General features: G+C 46.7%; 20 protein-coding genes. 8 read left to right on the top strand and 12 right to left on the bottom strand.

The annotated features are described in order from the left end of the window. Window positions 1–12: 12 nt before the first annotated feature. From C1A02_RS08495 to hisH, 4 genes are all read right to left on the bottom strand, one after another. Window positions 13–1,152, bottom strand: coding sequence for a D-alanyl-D-alanine carboxypeptidase family protein (locus tag C1A02_RS08495; protein ID WP_101698018.1), 1,140 nt, complete (start codon window positions 1,150–1,152; stop codon window positions 13–15). 318 nt (window positions 1,153–1,470) lie between these two features. After that, on the bottom strand, window positions 1,471–1,944 hold the full coding sequence (locus tag C1A02_RS08490; protein WP_101697778.1) for a PaaI family thioesterase: 474 nt from the start codon (window positions 1,942–1,944) through the stop codon (window positions 1,471–1,473). A gap of 36 nt (window positions 1,945–1,980) precedes the next feature. Next, window positions 1,981–2,739, bottom strand: coding sequence for an imidazole glycerol phosphate synthase subunit HisF (hisF, locus tag C1A02_RS08485; protein ID WP_101697777.1), 759 nt, complete (start codon window positions 2,737–2,739; stop codon window positions 1,981–1,983). Between the two features lie 15 nt (window positions 2,740–2,754). After that, the gene (gene hisH / locus C1A02_RS08480; RefSeq protein WP_101697776.1) at window positions 2,755–3,381 is read right to left on the bottom strand and encodes an imidazole glycerol phosphate synthase subunit HisH; all 627 of its coding nucleotides are present in this window, start codon (window positions 3,379–3,381) and stop codon (window positions 2,755–2,757) included. Window positions 3,382–3,526: 145 nt separating this feature from the next. Here hisH and C1A02_RS08475 point away from each other — a divergent pair, with 145 nt between their 5' ends. Both C1A02_RS08475 and C1A02_RS08465 read left to right on the top strand, forming a co-directional pair. After that, window positions 3,527–3,745: a CDIF630_02480 family spore surface protein gene (locus C1A02_RS08475; protein ID WP_101697775.1), complete on the top strand. Its 219-nt coding sequence runs from the start codon at window positions 3,527–3,529 to the stop codon at window positions 3,743–3,745. 248 nt (window positions 3,746–3,993) lie between these two features. Then, window positions 3,994–4,590, top strand: a complete 597-nt coding sequence (locus C1A02_RS08465; protein WP_101697773.1) for a manganese efflux pump MntP — start codon at window positions 3,994–3,996, stop codon at window positions 4,588–4,590. Here C1A02_RS08465 and C1A02_RS08460 read toward each other — a convergent pair. Genes C1A02_RS08460 through C1A02_RS08450 form a run of 3 tightly spaced genes read right to left on the bottom strand, consistent with a single transcriptional unit; the run spans window position 4,566 to window position 9,895 of the window. Further along, on the bottom strand, window positions 4,566–5,576 hold the full coding sequence (locus C1A02_RS08460; protein WP_101697772.1) for a helix-turn-helix transcriptional regulator: 1,011 nt from the start codon (window positions 5,574–5,576) through the stop codon (window positions 4,566–4,568). The genes C1A02_RS08465 and C1A02_RS08460 overlap by 25 nt on opposite strands. Before the next feature lie 21 nt (window positions 5,577–5,597). Beyond that, window positions 5,598–8,747 (bottom strand): AAA family ATPase, encoded by a 3,150-nt coding sequence (locus C1A02_RS08455; RefSeq protein WP_101697771.1) that lies wholly within the window; start codon window positions 8,745–8,747, stop codon window positions 5,598–5,600. Next, on the bottom strand, window positions 8,744–9,895 hold the full coding sequence (locus tag C1A02_RS08450) for an exonuclease SbcCD subunit D (protein WP_101697770.1): 1,152 nt from the start codon (window positions 9,893–9,895) through the stop codon (window positions 8,744–8,746). The genes C1A02_RS08455 and C1A02_RS08450 overlap by 4 nt, the downstream gene beginning before the upstream one ends. On the opposite strand from C1A02_RS08450, the gene C1A02_RS13325 reads away from it, so the two are divergent. Continuing rightward, window positions 9,881–10,096: a hypothetical protein gene (locus tag C1A02_RS13325; RefSeq protein WP_129588154.1), complete on the top strand. Its 216-nt coding sequence runs from the start codon at window positions 9,881–9,883 to the stop codon at window positions 10,094–10,096. The two genes, C1A02_RS08450 and C1A02_RS13325, sit on opposite strands and share 15 nt — an antisense overlap. 437 nt (window positions 10,097–10,533) lie before the next feature. After that, window positions 10,534–10,722, top strand: a complete 189-nt coding sequence (locus C1A02_RS08445; protein WP_101697769.1) for a hypothetical protein — start codon at window positions 10,534–10,536, stop codon at window positions 10,720–10,722. Between the two features lie 100 nt (window positions 10,723–10,822). On the opposite strand, the gene C1A02_RS08440 is transcribed toward C1A02_RS08445, so the two are convergent. The 3 genes from C1A02_RS08440 to C1A02_RS08430 all read right to left on the bottom strand — a co-directional run bounded on the left by C1A02_RS08440 (window position 10,823) and on the right by C1A02_RS08430 (window position 14,834). Next, window positions 10,823–12,508, bottom strand: a complete 1,686-nt coding sequence (locus C1A02_RS08440; protein ID WP_101697768.1) for a glutamine--tRNA ligase/YqeY domain fusion protein — start codon at window positions 12,506–12,508, stop codon at window positions 10,823–10,825. Window positions 12,509–12,521: 13 nt separating this feature from the next. After that, window positions 12,522–13,979 carry a glutamate--tRNA ligase gene (gltX, locus tag C1A02_RS08435; RefSeq protein WP_101697767.1) on the bottom strand — a complete coding sequence of 486 codons (1,458 nt, stop codon included), beginning with the start codon at window positions 13,977–13,979 and terminating at the stop codon, window positions 12,522–12,524. Between the two features lie 63 nt (window positions 13,980–14,042). Further along, window positions 14,043–14,834, bottom strand: a complete 792-nt coding sequence (locus C1A02_RS08430; RefSeq protein ID WP_101697766.1) for a M15 family metallopeptidase — start codon at window positions 14,832–14,834, stop codon at window positions 14,043–14,045. Window positions 14,835–15,017: 183 nt separating this feature from the next. Between C1A02_RS08430 and C1A02_RS08425 the strand changes: the two genes are divergently transcribed. The 4 genes from C1A02_RS08425 (at window position 15,018) to C1A02_RS13500 (ending at window position 16,215) form a co-directional block, all read left to right on the top strand. Beyond that, window positions 15,018–15,194 (top strand): DUF1540 domain-containing protein, encoded by a 177-nt coding sequence (locus tag C1A02_RS08425; RefSeq protein WP_101697765.1) that lies wholly within the window; start codon window positions 15,018–15,020, stop codon window positions 15,192–15,194. Between the two features lie 113 nt (window positions 15,195–15,307). Further along, window positions 15,308–15,799, top strand: a complete 492-nt coding sequence (locus tag C1A02_RS08420; protein WP_101697764.1) for an amidase domain-containing protein — start codon at window positions 15,308–15,310, stop codon at window positions 15,797–15,799. Between the two features lie 79 nt (window positions 15,800–15,878). Then, window positions 15,879–16,055 (top strand): hypothetical protein, encoded by a 177-nt coding sequence (locus tag C1A02_RS13505; protein WP_164997176.1) that lies wholly within the window; start codon window positions 15,879–15,881, stop codon window positions 16,053–16,055. Between the two features lies 1 nt (window position 16,056). After that, window positions 16,057–16,215 (top strand): hypothetical protein, encoded by a 159-nt coding sequence (locus C1A02_RS13500; RefSeq protein ID WP_164997175.1) that lies wholly within the window; start codon window positions 16,057–16,059, stop codon window positions 16,213–16,215. A 57-nt stretch (window positions 16,216–16,272) separates the two neighbouring features. Here the strand turns inward: C1A02_RS13500 and C1A02_RS08415 are convergent, their stop codons facing one another. Both C1A02_RS08415 and C1A02_RS08410 read right to left on the bottom strand, forming a co-directional pair. Beyond that, window positions 16,273–17,781 carry an IMP dehydrogenase gene (locus tag C1A02_RS08415; RefSeq protein WP_101697763.1) on the bottom strand — a complete coding sequence of 503 codons (1,509 nt, stop codon included), beginning with the start codon at window positions 17,779–17,781 and terminating at the stop codon, window positions 16,273–16,275. 157 nt (window positions 17,782–17,938) lie between these two features. Then, a complete protein-coding gene (locus C1A02_RS08410) occupies window positions 17,939–18,520 on the bottom strand; it encodes an HD domain-containing protein (protein ID WP_101697762.1) in 582 nt (193 codons plus the stop codon). Window positions 18,521–18,754: the final 234 nt, after the last annotated feature.

The raw sequence follows: 18,754 nt of genomic DNA, 5'->3' as shown, positions 1-18,754 counted from the left end.
TGGAAATTTCAATCAAAATGCGATCATGCAGGAACAAAGCAGCTGGAATACCGAGAAGAACGTTATTTTTTCTACTGCTTCCTTAGCCTGGATGTTGCTCTCTAACAGCGTTTCTTCCCCCAACTTATAGGTAATTTTTCCAATTACTTGGCCTTTTTCCACCGGCGCCTCTAAAGATTCGGACAAAACGACTTGGCTGGCCACTTCGCTCTCTTTGCCCTTAGGCACTAAAATGGACGGATTCGCCAAAGTTTCCGGTTCTACGCTGGACTTCATTCCGTTCTTAACGGGAACCAGTTCTAAAATCGGGGTTTCAGGCGCCGCCATAGACCAGTTGGCAAACCCGTAATCCAAAAGCTTTGCAGCAGAAGCAAACCGATCGTCTGTGGTGGAACTGCCGAGAATCACCGCAATCAGGCTCACTTCTCCCCGCTTGGCCGAAGCACTGATGCAGCTGCCTGCCTTGCTGGTGGTCCCTGTTTTCAGTCCGGTAATTCCCTTGTAGCTGCGAATGAGTTTATTGGTATTGACCAATTGTGTTTTTCCGTCGCGCACATGGTCAATCCAGGTCAGGGTATATTCGGTAATTTCCTCATGGCGAAGCAATGCGGCTGACATTAAAGCCACGTCATAAGCGGATGTAAGGTGTCCGTCTTCATCCAACCCGTTGCAATTTTTAAAAGTGGTATCGTTCATGCCCAATTCTTTTGCTTTTTCATTCATCATGCGCAAAAAATCATCTTCCGTGCCGGCAACATGTTCTGCCAAAGCAACCGCAGCATCGTTGGCGCTCATGATTACAGTCGCTTTGATCAGATCTTTGACCGACATGGTTTCCCCTTGCTGAAGCCAGATATCCGACCCACCCATGGATGCCGCGTGTGCGCTGGCACTCACCGTATCCGTCAAAGCAATTTTTCCGGAATCAATGGCTTCCATCACCAGCAGCAGTGTCATCACTTTGGTTATGGATGCAGCCGGGCGTTGTTCATGAGGATTCTTTTCATACAGGACTTTTCCCGTCTGTGCCTCTACCAACACCGCAGCGGGAGCCTTGATCTCTTCATTGGAAATCGCCCCCGCAGGGATCGCCACAGAAGCCAGCAGACATACAGCGGTTAGCATAGAGATCGTTCTTTTCTTCCAGTTCACCTTTCCTACACCTCCAACATAGAAAACCGGTTCGCCCGGTCTTTTTGAAAATAAACCGAACCCGTGCGCCTGTTCACAGCCCAATGCGTTGGAAAAACAGAATCTTAGCTTCGCATTTTTACAGCCTGACAGGCACAGCATGGTAATTCTTATGCCGCGTCCAGCCAATCTATCCATAAAGCCGGAAATAATCAAAGCAAATCATAAAGCGAAAAACTGGGAATCATGCCGAAAACAAAAAAATACCCACACTCTAAAGCGTGGGTAGTAAAACAAGCAATATTCAAAACAAATACCAATGTCTAATTTTTTTTATTTTTACAGTCCGGATTCCACAGCTGCAAGCACTCTTTCGTCTTCCGTCAGTTCCTTTTTGGGCCACAAGACCATCTGAGTGCAGCGAAACAGTTCGATTACCTTCCCGGTTTCTTCGTCGGTAACCACAGCATCCCAAACCTGAGTGCTGTTTCCCAAATGCTGTGCAGTGGCAACGCAAAAAATTCCGCCCTCATGAACAGTGCCCAAATGGTTGCTTTTCAGTTCCACGGTTGTAAAACCGGCTGCCCCCTCCGGCAAATGAGCAAAGGCGGCACAACCGCAAACTGTGTCTGCCAAAGCGACAACACTTGCCGCATGTAAATAACCATTCATTGCCCCGTGAAACGGCTGTATCGTCATTCTTCCGGTCATCCGGTTTTCTTCTAATTCCAACAGCTCAATGCCCAAATAACCCGGCAAATAGCCTTGTCCGCTTTTAGTAAACTCCTGCGGTGTCATATCTTTTCGTAACATGTTTTATGCCAATATCCTTTCTGTTCGGTGCCAAAACTAAAGTCGCACAGAAATTCCTTTCTCTTTTAAATATGTTTTCAGTTCCCCGATTCCGATTTCTCCAAAATGAAACAGAGAAGCGGCCAGCACTGCATCGGCCTGGCCAATCGTAAACGCATCGTAAAAATCCTGCAAACTGCCGGCGCCGCCAGAGGCAATCACCGGAACGCTGACCTGACCGGAAACCGCTCCGGTCAATTCCAGGTCATAACCGTCTTTGGTTCCGTCACAGTCCATACTGGTCAAAAGAATTTCTCCTGCCCCCAGCTTCACTGCCTGTTTTGCCCATTCCACAGCATCCAGCCCGGTATCTATCCGGCCGCCGTTCAGATAAACTGTCCAGCCCCCTTCTGCTTTGCGCTTGGCATCAATGGCACACACTACACACTGGCTGCCGAATTTTTGTGCCGCCTCGCCAATCAATTCCGGATTCCGAATCGCAGCGGAATTGACCGAAACCTTATCCGCACCGGCACGCAGCAGAGCCGTAAAATCCTCTACACTGCGAATACCGCCGCCCACGGTAAACGGAATAAAAATCTGCTCGGCTACTCGCTGTACCAGTTCTACAATGGTTCCACGCTCCTGCACCGAAGCGGTAATATCCAGAAACACCAGCTCATCCGCACCCTGCCGGTCATAGGCAATGGCCGCTTCTACCGGATCCCCGGCATCCCGTAAATTCACAAAATTCGTTCCCTTCACCACGCGCCCGTTGTTAACATCCAGACACGGGATGATTCGTTTTGCATACATAATCGCTTCCCCTTCCTATCTGTTTGTTCCGTTTTTCGCTATATCTGCAAAATTTTTCAGCATCAAAAGCCCAGTCTGTCCACTTTTTTCCGGATGAAATTGAGCGCCAAACACATTCCCGGACTCAACAGAGGCATCAATAGTTACCCCATACTGAGTGCAAGCGGAAACAATTTCTCTTTGCGGCGTATGCAGATAATAAGAATGAACAAAATAGACATAAGATTCTTCCGGTATTCCGCGCAGTAAACCGGTTCCTATTTTTTGATCCAATGAATTCCATCCAATATGAGGAATTTTTAGTCCTTCGCCATCGGGAATCCGGCAGATTTTACCCGGAAACACACCCAAACCCTGCACACCCGGGGATTCCTCGCTTTCCTGAAACAAAAGCTGCATTCCCAGGCAAATTCCCAAAAAGGGTCTTCCACCGGCAATATAATCCAGCACCGGCTGCCACAGCCCGGATTTTTCCAAACAAGAAGCTGCATCCCCAAACGAACCCACACCGGGCAGCACAGCCGCTTGCGATTGCATTAAGCGCTGAGCGTCGTTGGTAATTTCTACCTCACAGCCCAAATATCGAAAAGCATTTACCACACTTTTTAAATTTCCCGCTCCGTAATCCAGTATACTTATCATTGCCGCAACCTTCTTGCCTTTTAAAATTAAGAAAACGTGTTTTCTATTTTTGATTTCATCATTTTATCATGTTTTCATTTTTCTGGCAAACGAAAGTCTGTATTTTTCAGACAAGCTGTCAAACAATAAATTCGGAGGTGCAGTCATGATTTTTCAAAGAAAAGATAAAGATGACCCCAGTCAGCACAAACGCCTGAACTCCGCATTAGACTTCTCTGGTTTTGGCCCAGAGCGAGACGATACGAACAAAATCACCATTCCCATCACCTATCCGGATCGGCGCGATAAGAAAACCAAAGCGGCGTTGCCTTCCGATGAAAACGTAAAAGAAGCCAAAGACTGGGTGGATTATAACATCAAATAAAGAGGGCGGCCTGATTTAATGCAGGCCGCCTTTGGTCATTTTATTTCAAAAACAAAAAAAGAACATCAAAATATCATTTGTCTTATGAGTAAGCTGTCAAAACAATTCATGGGGAGTGCAGCCTTTGCCGCACTCCCCACAAAAGTATTCTGTACCTTTTTCCGAATCCATTTCATAATTCAGTGCCCTGCACAATATATTCTTTAGAGATAGGGCATCAGAAAGAATGAAATGAGGGAAAACCAAATATGGACTACATATCCCTTGGAGGAATCGCCGTAGGCTTATCTATGGACGCGCTGGCGGCATCGATAGCCAATGGAACAGCCGTTCAAAGGGTAACATTACCGTTTGCGCTAAAGGTTGGAATTACCTTCGGCGTTTTTCAGGCGTTCATGCCGTTTTTGGGCTGGGCGCTGGGCACAGCCGGAGCCGGGCTTCTCATCCATATTGAGCACTGGCTGGCACTGCTTCTTCTGACTTATCTTGGCATTCAAATGATTCTGGAATCCCGCGAAAACGCACACTGTCCCCCAAAACAATGCCTGACCGTAGGGAAAAAGACTTTGCTGATTCAGGCGGTGGCCACCAGTATTGACGCACTGGCCACAGGAATTATTCTGCCTGCTTCCGTGGGAATTTACAGTATGCACCTGATGCTGTTTTCAGTCTCTTTAATCGGAGTCATCACTTTTGTGCTGTGCTTTGCAGGGGTCTATTTGGGACGAAAGTTCGGCACTTTGCTGTCCGGCCATGCAGAAACCGCCGGGGGCATCATTCTGATTTTGATCGGAATTAAAATATTTGCCGAACACATCTTTCATTCCGTCATGTGGATTCCATAAACCCGGCATAAATTCACAGCTTCTTGCTGCATTCGATCTTTCAGAGAACTTGGATCCAGAACCTGCACCCGGCCGCCATACTGTAAAAGCCACTCTACCAGGCCATCGCTCACATATGCCCGCGAGCGCAGAAGAAACCCTTCCCCTTCCCGGCTGAGCTGAAGCTCGTCGCTGTCGAAACGATCCAGCATCTCTTCTAACAGGCTGCCGTCACAAATCAGGCGAATATCTTCCATCTTGCCCCGATACATATGAAAGCTGCATTTTAAATAATTTGCCGCATCAAAAGATTCCCGATATTCCGATACCTCTTCAAAAGGTCTGGCCGGTTCATCCACCATGCAGACACGCTTCATGCGATCTAGGCGGTAATTGCTGATTGTATCATATTTTTCGTAATTTGCCGCCAGATAATATTTATCATTGGACCAAAGCAGCGCATAAGGACTGACCACAAACTCTCGCCCTTCATTCCAAACGGCCCGGCAATTCCGCAGTTCTTTGTGAAAATACCGAAATGAGATTTTTTTCTGATTGGCTATGGCAGCGTGAAGAGCATCAATTGTATAATAAATTTCTTCATTATCAAATTTGTTCCGTCTCTCCACACTCAGCTGGGGCTCCAGCTGAACTGACTGGGGGCGACTGACCAGACCGCAAAGCTTTTCCGTCAGCTGTGCGGTCTTTTTTGCGGTCAAAAAGGGAGCGGATTGTACCGCATCAATCAAAAGTCGTACCTCTGGTAATTCAAAATCCCGTTTCATCAGGAAAAACCCCGATTTGGGCTGACGGGTGCTGCCAATTTCATACCCAATTTCATTGAGTGCCGCAATATCACGATAGAGCGATTTGCGCTCTGCCTGAATTCCCTTCTCTGCCAAAATAACACACAATTCCTGAGCAGACAACGGATGTTCTTCATCCGTTTCTTTCTCCAGCGCTTCCAGCAAATATAAAAAGCGCATTCTGCTGTTAGACAGCTTCATACCATACGCTCCTTTTCTATGTTATCGGCGCACCAAAGACACCGTACTGCCTGCCACGCCTTTTTGAATCACGATTTTTTTCTCAATTTTCTCTTTGAGTTCCGGCACATGAGAAATAATTCCCACCATGCGATCTCCCTTTGTTAAGGCAGCCAATGCCGAAATGGCCTGTTCCAAAGATTCGGAATCCAAGGTTCCAAACCCTTCATCAATAAACATGGTGTCGATTTGAACCCCACCGGCATAGCTTTGAATCACATCGGACAAGCCAAGCGCCAAAGACAGTGATGCCTTGAAGGATTCCCCGCCGGACAGTGAGCGAACCGAGCGAAGCTTGCCCGTATAATAATCCATCACGTCCAGCTCCAGGCCGGACTGGCTTCGGAAATCCGATGCGGTTTCTTTGCGCAAAAGCTCAAATCGGCCGTTGGTCATCCGGCTCAGGCGTTTGTTGGCTTCCTGAATCACCCGGTTAAAATAGGACGCCTGTACATACTGCTCAAAGGCCAGCTTCTGCCGGCCCGGCAGCTCACCGTTGGCGGTTTTGGCTAAAGAAGAAACCATCAGGTATTCGCGTTCCAGTTTCTCTTTGGTGCGCAGAGCATCCTTGATTTTTTGCAGAATAGAAGAATTGCCCCCATAACGCAAAGAGGTTTGCCCAATCCTATCATCCAACTGATTTTTTTCTTGTTCCAAGTGCTCGCGCTTCTGAGCCAAAGCAATGCTGTCTACCGGTTCTTTCCCCTTTGTTTCTTCGCTCAGGCGCCGGATGTTTTCTTCCGCAAAGCGCCTGCCTTCTTCAAAGGCTTTCATTTTACTGCGCCAAGCTTCCAGCTGTTCTCTGGGACACAACGCTTTTTTGTAATCCTCTTCACCTAAAAATCCATTTTCCAAAAGACTTTGCCGGTAATTTTGTTCCGTTTGATTCAGCCTTTCCCTTTGTTCGGCCAGCTGTTTTTCATTGTCCTGACGAATGGCTTTGGTGTTCTCCAGTTCCTTCTGACATTCTAGAAAAGCAGTTTCACTGTCGTTTAGCTTCTGCTTTGAATCATTGAGCTGCTGTTCCGCTTGAGAAATTAAAATTCGCACCTCATCTTCTGATGGGGCAGGCAGTTTTTCCCGCAGCATTTGAACTTCTGCTTTTTTTGCACTGAATTGAGAAGTCAAGTCTATTTTTCGCTCATTTTCCTTGAGCAAAACCGGTTCGCCTTCCAAAAAGCGTTTTTGGGTTTCGTTCAACTGTTCCGTCCAGCTTTCCCGATTCCGGCACAACGTTTTAAGCGCTTGATAATCTTGTTCCAGTTGAGTTTGGCGGCGGGTATTTTTCTTTCCTTCCAGCACGATGACCGCTTTTAAAACCGAAAGATCCTCCCCCATAGAAACAGCGGGCAAAACCTTGGCAAGCCGTTGAGCCAACGCTTCTTGACAAGACTGTGCCTGTACCTCTTTGCCGTGAGCCTGAGAGCTGGTTTCCCGCAGCTTATTTGCGGCCTGCTCTTGCTGGGTTCTGAGGCGGCGAAGATCTTCTTCCGTGGGTGCTCCCTCAAGAAGAGCGGCCTTGTGAGGATGTTCGGTTGACCCACAAACAGAACAGGGTTCCCCTTGCTTTAAACGTCCGGCAAGAACACCTGCCTGCTGGCGAAAATACAAAAATTCTTTTTCCTCGCAAACGCGCCGCACCTGAGTATACTCCTGCTCTGCCTGTAAATAACTTTCTCGCAGCTTTCGGCCTTCTTTTTGCAAAGCTTCTAAACTTGACACCATTTTGTGAAGATCCAAAAGATTCGTGCGCAATTCCGCGGCAGATTCTCTTTCTTTTTCGCAGGATAAAAGAGATACCTGCGCCCCTTGAGATTCGGTCAAGCGGGTCTGTAGCTCATCTCTTTTTCGTGCCAAAAGCTGATTTTCTTTTGTCAGCCGTTCCAAAGAGTTCACACATTCTAAAAAGGATTTTTCCAGTTCCTGTTCCTGCTGCTGAAGCTCTTTTAGCTTCTGGTAGTCCGGCAAAGAGGAGCGCAAACCGGTGAGTTGTTCCGCCAAAGCCTGACGCCGGGGCTCTGCCTGCTGCTCTGTTTGCCAAGCCTCGCGCAGTCCCGCCAGCTTTTGTTCCAGTTGTTCGCCCTTTGCCCCCAGCTGCCTCAGGCTTTGCTCTAAGCGCTGTGCACTATCTTGAGCTGACCGATAAATGCTTTCAAACGGAAACACCCTCTCCAGTGCAGCGGCGGCCTGCCCGGCCTTTTGCGTCAAGTGCTGAATTTCCGGCTCCTGTTCCTTTAAGTCCTTCTGATGCATCTGCGCCTGTTCCAATTCGTGAAACAAACGGTTTGTTTGCTCTGCACGGGTCTGTTCCGCAATCAGCAGGGAATCGGCTTCCTGGTGCTTTTTCTGACTGGTTTTTAATTGCTCTAGTAACTGTGCATCCTGAAGGATCATCTCGTCCCAAACAGCCATCATTTCTTCTACCCGATGAAGATTGGGCTCGTAACTCCATTCAACAATAAGTGGGTGATTTCCCTGTTCTTCGCTGTAAAGCAAATTGCCTGTGTACTGTAAAATAGCTTTACAGTAATCCTCCCAACCGATTCTGGCTTCTTTTTCTCTTCTTTTTAGTTCCTGCTGCATTTTTTCCAGAGAATCCGTTCCAAATACCCGTCGAAAAATCTCAGCTCGTTCCCGATTATCAGCCAAAAGAAGTTTTAAAAACTCCCCTTGTGCAATCATCGCAATCTGTTTAAATTGCTTATAATCGATTCCCAAAAGCTCCGTTATCTCGGCAGTCACCTTTGCACTGCCGGTCACGACTCCTGCGCCCGGCAAAATCAAGGATGCATCGGCAGGCTCGTCAGTGAACCCTTTGCCGTTTTTCTTAGGCCGCTGGTATTTCGGATTTCTTCGAACACAATATTCTTTTCCCCGGTGTTCAAAGTGAAGTTCCACATATGTTTTGGTCTGTTCCGGTGCAAAATCACTGCGAAGGCTGTCCACCGGACGAACAGAACCGCTGGACTCCCCAAACAGAGCAAAGGAAATCGCATCAAAAAGAGTCGTTTTTCCCGCACCAGTGTCACCGGTAATCAAAAAAAGCCCCATGGAGCCGAATTCCTGAAAAGGGACCTCTACCTGATTTGCAAAGGGCCCAAAGGCACTAATCGTTAAATGTTTCGGCTTCATGGCATCTCCTCCTTGCTGGTTTGAAACAGAGATTCCATCAGTGCTTTCTGTTCCTCTGTCATTTCTTTTTCATTCTGCGTCCGGTAAAAATCCGAAAACAACTCCATCGGTGTTTTCTGTGATATATCCCCAGACGCGGCTGTTTTGGATTCTTCCTGCCGTCCGGGCCGATTTTCCAGTTCCAGACGCATGATATTGGGATAACAGACCCGCAGCCGGCCAATGGGATCCATCAGTTCTTCTTCATCCGTTAAGGTTGCCTGTATGTAGTCAAGCGGATTGGCACTGCCAACGACATCCGGATGAACCAGCTGTTCCAACGGGCCTCGAATTTCTCTCATATCCCGCAAGGGGGTTAACGGAATCTGGTGGATATCCACCTTTCCTTTTTCTTTTAGTTCAACCATGGTAACCGACTTCTTATGGCGGCTTTCAGAAAAGGAATACTTCAGCGGCGAACCAGCATATCGTATGGTATCCCGCAGCATTTTCTGAGGGCCGTGCAGATGCCCCAAAGCAACATAATCAAACGCATGAAATACACTGGCGTCCACTGCATCGGAACCGCCCACATAAGCCGTTTCAGACTCAGACTGCTGGGGCAGATTCCCTTGATTTGTCACAAACTGATGGGCCACCAGCACCCGGCGGCGATCGGGTGAATCCAAAATCGGCTCAAGAATTGCCCGAACGGCATCCTCTGTGGTTTCCAGTGTCAAATTCGGGAAAAATGGAGCGGCCAAAGCCGGCTTAATAAAGGGAACCAAATAAATTTCTACCTCACCATAGCTGTCCTTGAGTATCACCGGAGAAAGGCTGCCCTGATAAGATGACGCGATAATAATTCCCTGCTCTTTTAAAATCCGGCTTCCAAAATTCAGGCGTTCCGCGGAATCGTGATTCCCGCAGATCAAAAAAACCGGCAACCCCATACGGGCCAGCCCAGTCAAAAAATCATCCAGCACCGAAACCGCCTCTCCTGGGGGGATTGTCTTATCATAAATATCACCGGCAATGAGAACGACATCGGGATGTTCCTTATCGGCAATTTGTAAAATTTGTTCTAAAATAGTGCGCTGATCCTCCAGCATACTGAATTCATTCACTCGTTTTCCAATATGCAGATCGGCTAGATGCAGCAGCTTCATTGGTACCCTCCTTTCATATTTCGGCCAAAAGAAAAACCGGCACGGCAACTCTTTCTCTGCCGCGCCGAAAAGACCTTTGTCTTTTTTATTCCCGCCGGAATATTATTTTCAGCGGCTTTTTTTCAAACTGATGATTTGAAGCACGGTCATGGTAACGCTGACCAGCGTACCGACCAATCCGAGGACCAAGCCGGCAATTGACAGGCTTTTCTGCATTCTTTATCACCTCTATCTTTTCTGTATCTGAAATCTAAGAATCAACAAAAAAATACTTCTCTTTGATTTTAGAACCATAGAAAAACAGCAGACGGTTTTTTGCAGCCCGCCCAAAACTCAACCTGTGTCTTTTGCTTTGACTTGAGGTGTAATGTTATTTTATACCACACCCACAAGCCTGATTGCGGCCTACCTATTGACAGAGAAATGGCTTTGTTATTTTGTCTGTCGTTCTATGTTCTGTCAGCACTAAAAAATTTTTGATTTTTCGTTCTGTGCGTGAGATTATTATACCATATTTTAGCAGAATTGAAATATAATTTACGCAAATATACAAAAAAACCGCTGCAATATTCACTGACCATTTTTCCTGCCTATGCATATACTGACAATATCACAAGCATCTGTGCGGAGGTGGAAACATGGAAATAAACACAAAAGTGTATGATTGTAAAAACCCGGAGGAGAATCCACTCCCCCGCTGGATGGGTTATTACAACAAGTCGGGAAAAAGCGCCGCGGAATCGGATCTTGTGCAACAATTTAAAAATAACCCCGACAGCTTTTTCCCCGAGTTTATTAAGAAAAAAGGAGAGTATAGAGCCTGGTAATACACCGGCCCTATGCCGATTTGCCGCCAGCGAAAACTGCGGCGTTAGAAAATGCCCCGGCTGCATCTTTTGCGGCCGGGGCAAAGCTGTTTTATCTATTTTATTTCTTTTTATTAAAGCTGTCTTTCAAAGAAACCGAGCGATTCAATACCGGGCGTTCCGGGGTGCTGTCAGGATCCAAGCAGAAATAACCCTGACGCATAAATTGGAAGGAAGACGGCACAGGTGCTTCTGCCAAAAACGGCTCCACTTTACAATCTTTCAGCACCGTTAAGCAGTCCGGATTAATCAGCTCCAGGAATTCTCCGGCTTCCGGATCCGGCACGGTAAACAGGTTATCATAGAGCCGAACCTCAGCCGAAACAGCGGTTGACCCGTTGACCCAGTGGATGGTTCCCTTTACCTTGCGGCCGTCCGGTGTATTTCCGCCACGGGTGGCAGGATCATATTCCGCGTAAACCTCCACCACATTGCCGTTTTCATCCTTTTTGCAGCCGGTGCAGCGGACAATATAAGTTGTTTTCAGGCGAACTTCATTGCCCGGGAACAAACGGAAATATCCTTTGGTGGGCACTTCGGCGAAGTCCTCTCTCTCAATCCAAATTTCCCGGGAAAAGTCCACCACGCGTGTTCCGTCTTCGGGACGATTGGGATTGTTCTCAACCTCAAATTTTTCAATTTGATTTTCGGGGTAATTGGTGATGATCAGCTTAATCGGATCCAATACGCACATCACTCTTTGTGCATTCATGTTCAAATCTTCCCGCAGGCAATGCTCCAAAAAGCCATATTCCACGGTGCTGTTCACTTTAGAAACACCCAAGCGCTCAATAAAATTACGAATGGATGCGGGCGTATAGCCCCGGCGGCGCAGTCCGCACAAAGTGGGCATACGGGGATCGTCCCAACCGGAAACAAATCCCTTTTCCACCAAAAGACGCAAACGGCGCTTGCTCATTACCGTATTGTTAATGCCAAGCCGGGCAAATTCGATCTGGCGAGGCTTAGAAGGAAGATCCACATGCTGAATGACCCAGTCATACAGCGGCCTGTGATCCTCAAATTCCAAAGAGCATAAGGAATGGGTGATATTTTCAATAGCATCCTCAATGGGATGCGCATAGTCATACATGGGATAAATACACCAAGTATCACCGGTTCGGTGATGCGGAGTATGACTGATACGATACAGAACCGGATCGCGCATATTAAAGTTTCCGGACGCCAAATCGATTTTGGCCCGCAAGGTCATTGAGCCATCCGGGAACTCGCCCGCCTTCATCCGGCGGAACAGATCCAAACTCTCCTCAATGGGACGATCCCTGAACGGGCTGACGGCGGGATTTTTCAAATCGCCCCGGTTTTCTCTCATCTGTTCCGGTGTCAGCTGGCATACATAAGCCAAGCCTTTTTGGATCAGTTTGACAGCCAGTTCATACATGGTTTCAAAGTAATCAGAGGCATAATAAAAACGATCTTCCCAATCAAAACCCAGCCAGTGGATGTCCTCTTGAATTGCCTGCACATACTCTACGTCTTCTTTGCTGGGGTTGGTATCGTCCATGCGCAGATTACAAATTCCGCCAAACTTTTCCGCTGTGCCAAAATCTATGCAAATCGCCTTTGCATGACCGATATGAAGATATCCATTGGGTTCCGGGGGAAAACGGGTATGCACGCGTTTTCCTTCAAACCGACCGCCTGACGCAATATCTTCTTTCACAAAGTCATGAATAAAATTTGTAAATTCTTCCTGATTCAACGGTTCCTTCTTCTCTTCACTCATGGTGTTCTCCTCATTACCCTTCGCATTTTTTCAGACCCAGTTCCAATCGGCGCAAAGATTCCTCTTTGCCCAAAATCGCCAGCAATTCCATTGCTCCACCCGGAGTCACGGTTTGGCCCGCCGCCGCAATGCGAACCGGCCAAAGCAATGTGCCGTTTTTCAGTTCCAGCCGCTGCGCCAGATTTAACAGAGTGTCATGCAGCTCTGAAACAGTCCAATTGGACAAATCTTTTAAAACCCCAATGGCCTCCCGCAGGATAGGAGCAGAATTTTCCAAAGTCGTTTTGCTCTTTTTATTAACAAAGAAATCCACGGGATAGTCCGGCAAGTCTTTTAAAAATCCAATCATCCCCGGAATTTCGTTCAATTTGGTCACACGAGGCTGCAAAATCAGCGTCAGCACAGACCAATCCGCCTGCGTATCACCAAACACCTGCTGGTAATAGGGCATCGCCTGCTCTGTAAACTCTTCTGGTGTCATGGCACGCAGATATTCGCCATTGAGCCAAGTTAATTTGTCGTAATCAAAGACCGAGGGCGATTTGCTGATTCCATCAATAGAAAAACGTTCCGTCAGTCCCTGCAAATCCATTTTTTCTTCGTTATCTTTGGGGCACCATCCCAAAAGGGCGATATAATTGATGATTGCCACTGGCAAATAGCCTTCCCGAACCAAATCAGCAAATCCGGTGGAGCCATGCCGCTTTGAAAGTTTTGAAGTCGTTCCGTCTGCATTTCTGCCCTTGATCAGCGGCAGATGAACGTAAACTGGAATCTCCCAGCCATATGCGTCATACAACAGATTGTATTTGGGAGTCGACGACAAGTACTCGCTGCCGCGCACCACATGGGTAATTTCCATCAGGTGGTCGTCAATGACGTTGGCAAAATTATAGGTGGGGAAACCATCGGATTTTAAAAGAACCTGATCTTCCAGTTCTTTGTTTTCTACCGAAATATCTCCATATACCGCATCATGGAATGTGGTTGTTCCCTCTGTGGGCATTTTCTGGCGAATAACATGAGGCGTTCCAGAAGCCAGAAGCGCGTCTACCTCATCCTGGGGCAAATGGCGGCAATGCCTGTCATACCCGCCAAAGGAGTTTTCTTCATGCAAAGAAGCCAGCCTGTCCTTGCTGCAGAAACAGTAATAGGCTTTCCCTTCCTGCACCAGCTGCTCGGCATATTTTTTGTAAGTGCCCATACGCTCACTTTGGACATACGGCCCGAAAGCCCCCCCGATATCCGGGCCTTCATCATGGTTCAGTCCAACTGTTTTCAGGGTGTCGTAAATTACCTCGACAGCACCTTCCACTTGCCGTTCCTGATCCGTATCTTCTATTCTAAGGATAAAGTCCCCGGATGCGTTCTTGGCAATCAAATATTCATACAGTGCTGTTCGTAAATTGCCTACATGCATAAATCCGGTAGGACTGGGAGCAAATCTGGTTCTTACTTTTTTCTCTTGCATACTAACACCCCTTCAGTCTCATTCGGTAACTTGTTCTTTATTATATCAAAATTTGGAATTTATTCAATTATTTTCTGCGTTTCCCGCAAGGTAATTCACATATTCTTCCAAACAAAGATTCAATTCTTTCATTTTTTTCGCATGTTCCGGCCCCACATAGCGGTAATGCCAGGGTTCAAACATGATTTTTGTCACATCCTGCTTTTCTCTGGAATAGCGCAAAACAAAGCCGTAATCCGCCGCATGATCCAAAAGCCACTGGTATCCTTTTTCCTGTTCAAAATCAGAACGAACGCCGTTTACGTCAATAGCAAGGCCTGTGCTGTGTTCACTGTGCCCCGGTTCCGCCACGGCAATAACCGCTTTTTCTCGGGCTTCTTCATAGGACATGCCGTTTTTTTGATTTTGCTGAATTTCCCGTTCCAAAAGCTTTTCCTGTAATTTGGGGTCTCGATAAGCAGAAGACAGCCAAAGGGTAATGCCATCTTTCGATGCAGCGGCAGCCATTTGTTCATAAGGTTCTACAATTCGCTGATCAATTTGCATATCGTATGCCTCAGTCAGCTGAACCGAATAATCCTCGGGAAGAGAATATTCCCAATTGACCAAAACAAGTCGCCAGTCTTTTTCCCACACTTTGGACAAATCTGTTTTTTGAATTTGGGATTCTGCCGGTTCTTCCGCATCCGATTTAATTGGCATAGAACTGGATTCACCAACAACGGGGTTACTCACCCAACGCAGGATCGGCTGATTCTGTGCTACAAACAGAAACAGTACGGCTGCCACCAAAATTAAAGCGCATAAAAGCAGCAGAGTTAGTGTGTTTTTCGTTTTGGGACGATCTTTCTTCATTTTGCTACTCCTTTAATTTCCATTCTTTCCTTAGAATACCTCTTTTTGGCATAAAATATCACGAAATCTGGCTTTAATAGTACCACCGTCAGAAATTTCAATCAATCTCAAAATTTACTGTTCATAAAATGTTTTCTTTTTTGCATACTAAAGACAGCTTTACAGCGAAAGGAGGCGAAACACATGACCAATTCTAATGGACGTCCCAATCCTTCTATCGGATGCAGCGTAGAGCAGTGTCAGTATCATTACGGCGCTCAGGATTTCTGTTCTTTGGATAAAATCCAGATCGGCACCCATGAACAGAACCCGACTGTGAACCAGTGTACAGACTGTCAGTCCTTCCAGCCCAAGCAATAAGAGCCGGCGGGAACACGCTGTCACCGCGTCGTTGTGAAGCGAAGCTGTGACAGCGTACATAATTTTATTTTGCGCATAGGATATACCAATCTTTTACGACGGAGGATATCCTAATGCTGATAACCATACCCTATCAACGACAATCGGCAGTGGAATACGCCCGAAAATGGGCCTTTGGACGAAACCCTGCTTTTTATGATTTTGAAAATTTGGGCGGTGACTGCACCAATTTTGCATCCCAATGCCTTTATGCCGGCAGCGGAGTCATGAACTATACCCCCACGTTCGGCTGGTATTACCGAAGCAGCTACGACAGAACACCTTCTTGGACCGGGGTGCAGTACTTGTATCAATTTTTAATCCAAAACAAAGGCGCCGGCCCTTTTGCCATTGAAACCAACCGCAGCCGAATGCTGCCCGGCGACATTGTTCAACTGGGGGATCAAACCGGAAGATTCTATCATTCCCCTGTTGTGGTGGCAGTGGAGGACAACGAAATTTATGTGGCGGCTCATTCTTATGATGCTTATATGCGGCCTTTAAGCACTTATATCTATGATCAGGCTCGCTTTCTTCACATAGAAGGAGTCAGAAAATACCAATAATTGTGTTTTTCAGAAATTTCCTTTGTTTTTAGCGTTACTTTGCTGTATTTTTGTGCAAAATATAGCAGAGGTGAATTTTATGGACAAAAAATACCTGGATTTATATGAATTGATGAAAGACAATTCGCAAGCAAAGCAGTATTTTGAATCGTTGCCGGAACATGTACGCTCGGCAATTCTTCAGCGGCCTGGCGGGGTCAATTCTTTTGACAGCCTTTGCAGTTATGCAGACAACTTAACGCAGGGGGATCGATAACATGAAGCTCAGGCCAGATATCCCCTGGAGTCAAGCCTTTTTAGATGAAAAGCTTTGTGATGAACCGTTAAAAACCATACCGAAAAACAACGAAGCAGAAAAGATTTTTATTCCATATCCTTTTCGGGATGACTTTTATCGGCCGGAGAAAGATCTTTAAGGAAAAACACTGTACCAAAAATCGGTACAGTGTTTTTTCATGTTTCAAATTTCTGAATTATTTTACGATATTATTGCTGGTGTCTTTTAACACAACGTCATGTGCGCCGCCTTCGACAATAGAAGTAGCAGAAACCAGTGTAATCTTAGCCTTTTGCTGCATTTCTGCAATGGTCAGGGCACCGCAGTTGCACATGGTAGAGCGAATTTTATTCAGGGTCAGATTCACGTTGTCTTTCAGGGCACCTGCATAGGGCACATAGGAATCTACGCCTTCTTCAAAAGAAAGTTTGCTGGCACCGCCTAAATCATAGCGCTGCCAGTTCCTGGCGCGGCTGGAGCCTTCACCCCAGTATTCCTTCATATAGCTTCCGCCGATGGCCACTTTGCCGGTGGGGCTTTCGTCAAACCGGGCGAAATAGCGTCCCATCATCAAGAAGTCTGCGCCCATGGCCAGCGCCAAAGTCATATGATAATCATAAACCAGACCGCCATCTGAGCAAATCGGCACATAAATACCGGTTCTCTCATAATATTCATCGCGAGCCCTGGCCACTTCGATCAATGCAGTAGCCTGCCCACGGCCAATTCCCTTTTGCTCACGGGTAATGCAGATGGAACCGCCGCCGATGCCAACCTTCACAAAATCGGCGCCGCTTTCTACCAGATACAAAAAGCCTTCTCTATCCACCACGTTGCCGGCGCCTACCTTGACGTCTTCGCCATAATTTTCGCGAATCCAGCCAATGGTGATTTTCTGCCACTCAGAAAAACCTTCCGAAGAGTCAATGCAAAGCACATCGGCCCCAGCCTCTACCAAAGCAGGAACGCGTTCTGCATAGTCTCGGGTATTGATACCGGCACCCACCACATAACGCTTATGGGAATCCAGAAGTTCCAATTTGTTTTCTTTATGAGAAGCATAATCCTTGCGGAATACCAAGTAAACCAGATTCTGGTTTTCATCCACAATAGGAAGCGCATTCAGCTTATGATCCCAAATAATATTGTTTGTTTCTTTCAGGGAAATCCCTTTTTCCGCATACACCAGTTTGGAAAACGGAGTCATGAATTCAGACACCTCGGTGGCGGGATCCATTCGGCTGACACGGTAATCTCTGCTGGTCACAATTCCCAGAAGTTTACCGGTAGCAGTACCGTCTTCGGTAACAGCAACGGTAGAGTGTCCGGTTTTTTCTTTCAATTCCAAAATATCCTGCAATGTCTGGTCAGGCTTAATGTTGGAGTCGCTCACCACAAAGCCCGCTTTATAGCTTTTCACACGCTGCACCATGGCCGCTTCTTCTTCAATGCCCTGGGAACCGTAAATAAAAGAAATGCCGCCTTCTTTGGCGAGGGCAATTGCCATTTTATCATCGGAAACCGACTGCATGATGGCGGACACCATGGGGATATTCATAGCCAAAGCTGGCTCTTCCCCTTTTTTGTATTTCACAACCGGCGTTCTGAGACTCACATTAGCCGGCATACACTCAGCGGAGGAATACCCCGGAATCAGCAGGTATTCATTAAAAGTGCGGGAAGGCTCTTCGAAATAATAAGCCATAGTTTGATCGACTCCTTTTCATTTAAAACGATTTTCTCTGTTCACTTTACAATAGTTAGATCATATTATAGTCACATTTGTTGTCGATGTAAACAGGCTTGTCCTACAAAATCCTGTAAATCCCAGAAAAAATCATAGACAATATGCCCTTATCCACTCAATGAGCGGCAGATGTCCCTTTTTCGCGCAGATAAGTAGACTCCAAATCTGCCAAATGAAGCTTGACAGCGATAGGATATTTTTGATAAGCAAGACTGATGGCGAAATTGCCGGTGCGGGCCGTGTCGTCAAATCCACCCATGTGCCAGCGGATTGCCACAGCCTCAGAAGGTTTCAGGCGTAAAAACCGTTCAATTAAAAAAACCGACTTTTCTCCATGTCCATAGGGAAAACTATCTTCCACCATGTAATAGGGCTTTTTCTCCCATGCACCTGTTTCTTCATTTTTCACATTTCTGGTGGATGTCTTATAATACTGTGCCTTGCAAATATCATGTAAAAGCCCGCAAATTGCAAAGCTTTCTTCACTGTCTATGCCTTCTTCAAAATGCTTTTCCCGCATGACCCGGTACACATTTATGCTATGCTGCACCAATCCTGCATGGCAGGCACAATGAAACCGCGTGCTGGCCGGTGCAGTAAAAAAATCCGTAGTAGAAAGCCAATCGAGCAGTTCCCGACTGCCGGCACGGCTGATATTTGAGGTAAAAATCTCTTCAAATTCTTCTTTTGCGCCCATTTTTTCACTCCTCTTCCCCATCCTTATTTCCCCCACTTTGCTTTTCACAGCAGAGCAGGGCTATCTTTCCTAAAAATAATTTCATTCAATACATACTGGGGTTGTTTTTACTGAATTTTTTCTTAATTATTTAGCAGTCAAACTGTTTCTGCGTGGAAATAGCCAGTAGCTGCGAAGCGGAAGAAGCGCAGCGCCAAAGAGTTTCACTTTGCCTCCCCGCGACATAAGTGAAGG

The organism is Clostridium minihomine (assembly GCF_900240385.1).
Classification (GTDB): domain Bacteria; phylum Bacillota; class Clostridia; order Oscillospirales; family Acutalibacteraceae; genus Faecalispora; species Faecalispora minihomine.
This window is presented reverse-complemented; position numbering and strand designations above follow the sequence as displayed.

Coding starts and splice junctions, on each gene's coding strand:
- C1A02_RS08430 (WP_101697766.1), bottom strand. CDS start 14,834: ATGAAGAAAGATCGTCCCAAAACGAAAAACACACTAACTCTGCTGCTT.
- C1A02_RS08455 (WP_101697771.1), bottom strand. CDS start 8,747: ATGAAGCCGAAACATTTAACGATTAGTGCCTTTGGGCCCTTTGCAAAT.
- C1A02_RS08420 (WP_101697764.1), top strand. CDS start 15,308: ATGCTGATAACCATACCCTATCAACGACAATCGGCAGTGGAATACGCC.
- C1A02_RS08415 (WP_101697763.1), bottom strand. CDS start 17,781: ATGGCTTATTATTTCGAAGAGCCTTCCCGCACTTTTAATGAATACCTG.
- gltX (WP_101697767.1), bottom strand. CDS start 13,979: ATGCAAGAGAAAAAAGTAAGAACCAGATTTGCTCCCAGTCCTACCGGA.
- C1A02_RS13500 (WP_164997175.1), top strand. CDS start 16,057: ATGAAGCTCAGGCCAGATATCCCCTGGAGTCAAGCCTTTTTAGATGAA.
- C1A02_RS08460 (WP_101697772.1), bottom strand. CDS start 5,576: ATGAAGCTGTCTAACAGCAGAATGCGCTTTTTATATTTGCTGGAAGCG.
- C1A02_RS13325 (WP_129588154.1), top strand. CDS start 9,881: ATGCAGCAGCTTCATTGGTACCCTCCTTTCATATTTCGGCCAAAAGAA.
- C1A02_RS13505 (WP_164997176.1), top strand. CDS start 15,879: ATGGACAAAAAATACCTGGATTTATATGAATTGATGAAAGACAATTCG.
- hisF (WP_101697777.1), bottom strand. CDS start 2,739: ATGTATGCAAAACGAATCATCCCGTGTCTGGATGTTAACAACGGGCGC.
- C1A02_RS08440 (WP_101697768.1), bottom strand. CDS start 12,508: ATGAGTGAAGAGAAGAAGGAACCGTTGAATCAGGAAGAATTTACAAAT.
- C1A02_RS08490 (WP_101697778.1), bottom strand. CDS start 1,944: ATGTTACGAAAAGATATGACACCGCAGGAGTTTACTAAAAGCGGACAA.
- C1A02_RS08425 (WP_101697765.1), top strand. CDS start 15,018: ATGACCAATTCTAATGGACGTCCCAATCCTTCTATCGGATGCAGCGTA.
- C1A02_RS08445 (WP_101697769.1), top strand. CDS start 10,534: ATGGAAATAAACACAAAAGTGTATGATTGTAAAAACCCGGAGGAGAAT.
- hisH (WP_101697776.1), bottom strand. CDS start 3,381: ATGATAAGTATACTGGATTACGGAGCGGGAAATTTAAAAAGTGTGGTA.
- C1A02_RS08465 (WP_101697773.1), top strand. CDS start 3,994: ATGGACTACATATCCCTTGGAGGAATCGCCGTAGGCTTATCTATGGAC.
- C1A02_RS08475 (WP_101697775.1), top strand. CDS start 3,527: ATGATTTTTCAAAGAAAAGATAAAGATGACCCCAGTCAGCACAAACGC.
- C1A02_RS08450 (WP_101697770.1), bottom strand. CDS start 9,895: ATGAAGCTGCTGCATCTAGCCGATCTGCATATTGGAAAACGAGTGAAT.
- C1A02_RS08410 (WP_101697762.1), bottom strand. CDS start 18,520: ATGGGCGCAAAAGAAGAATTTGAAGAGATTTTTACCTCAAATATCAGC.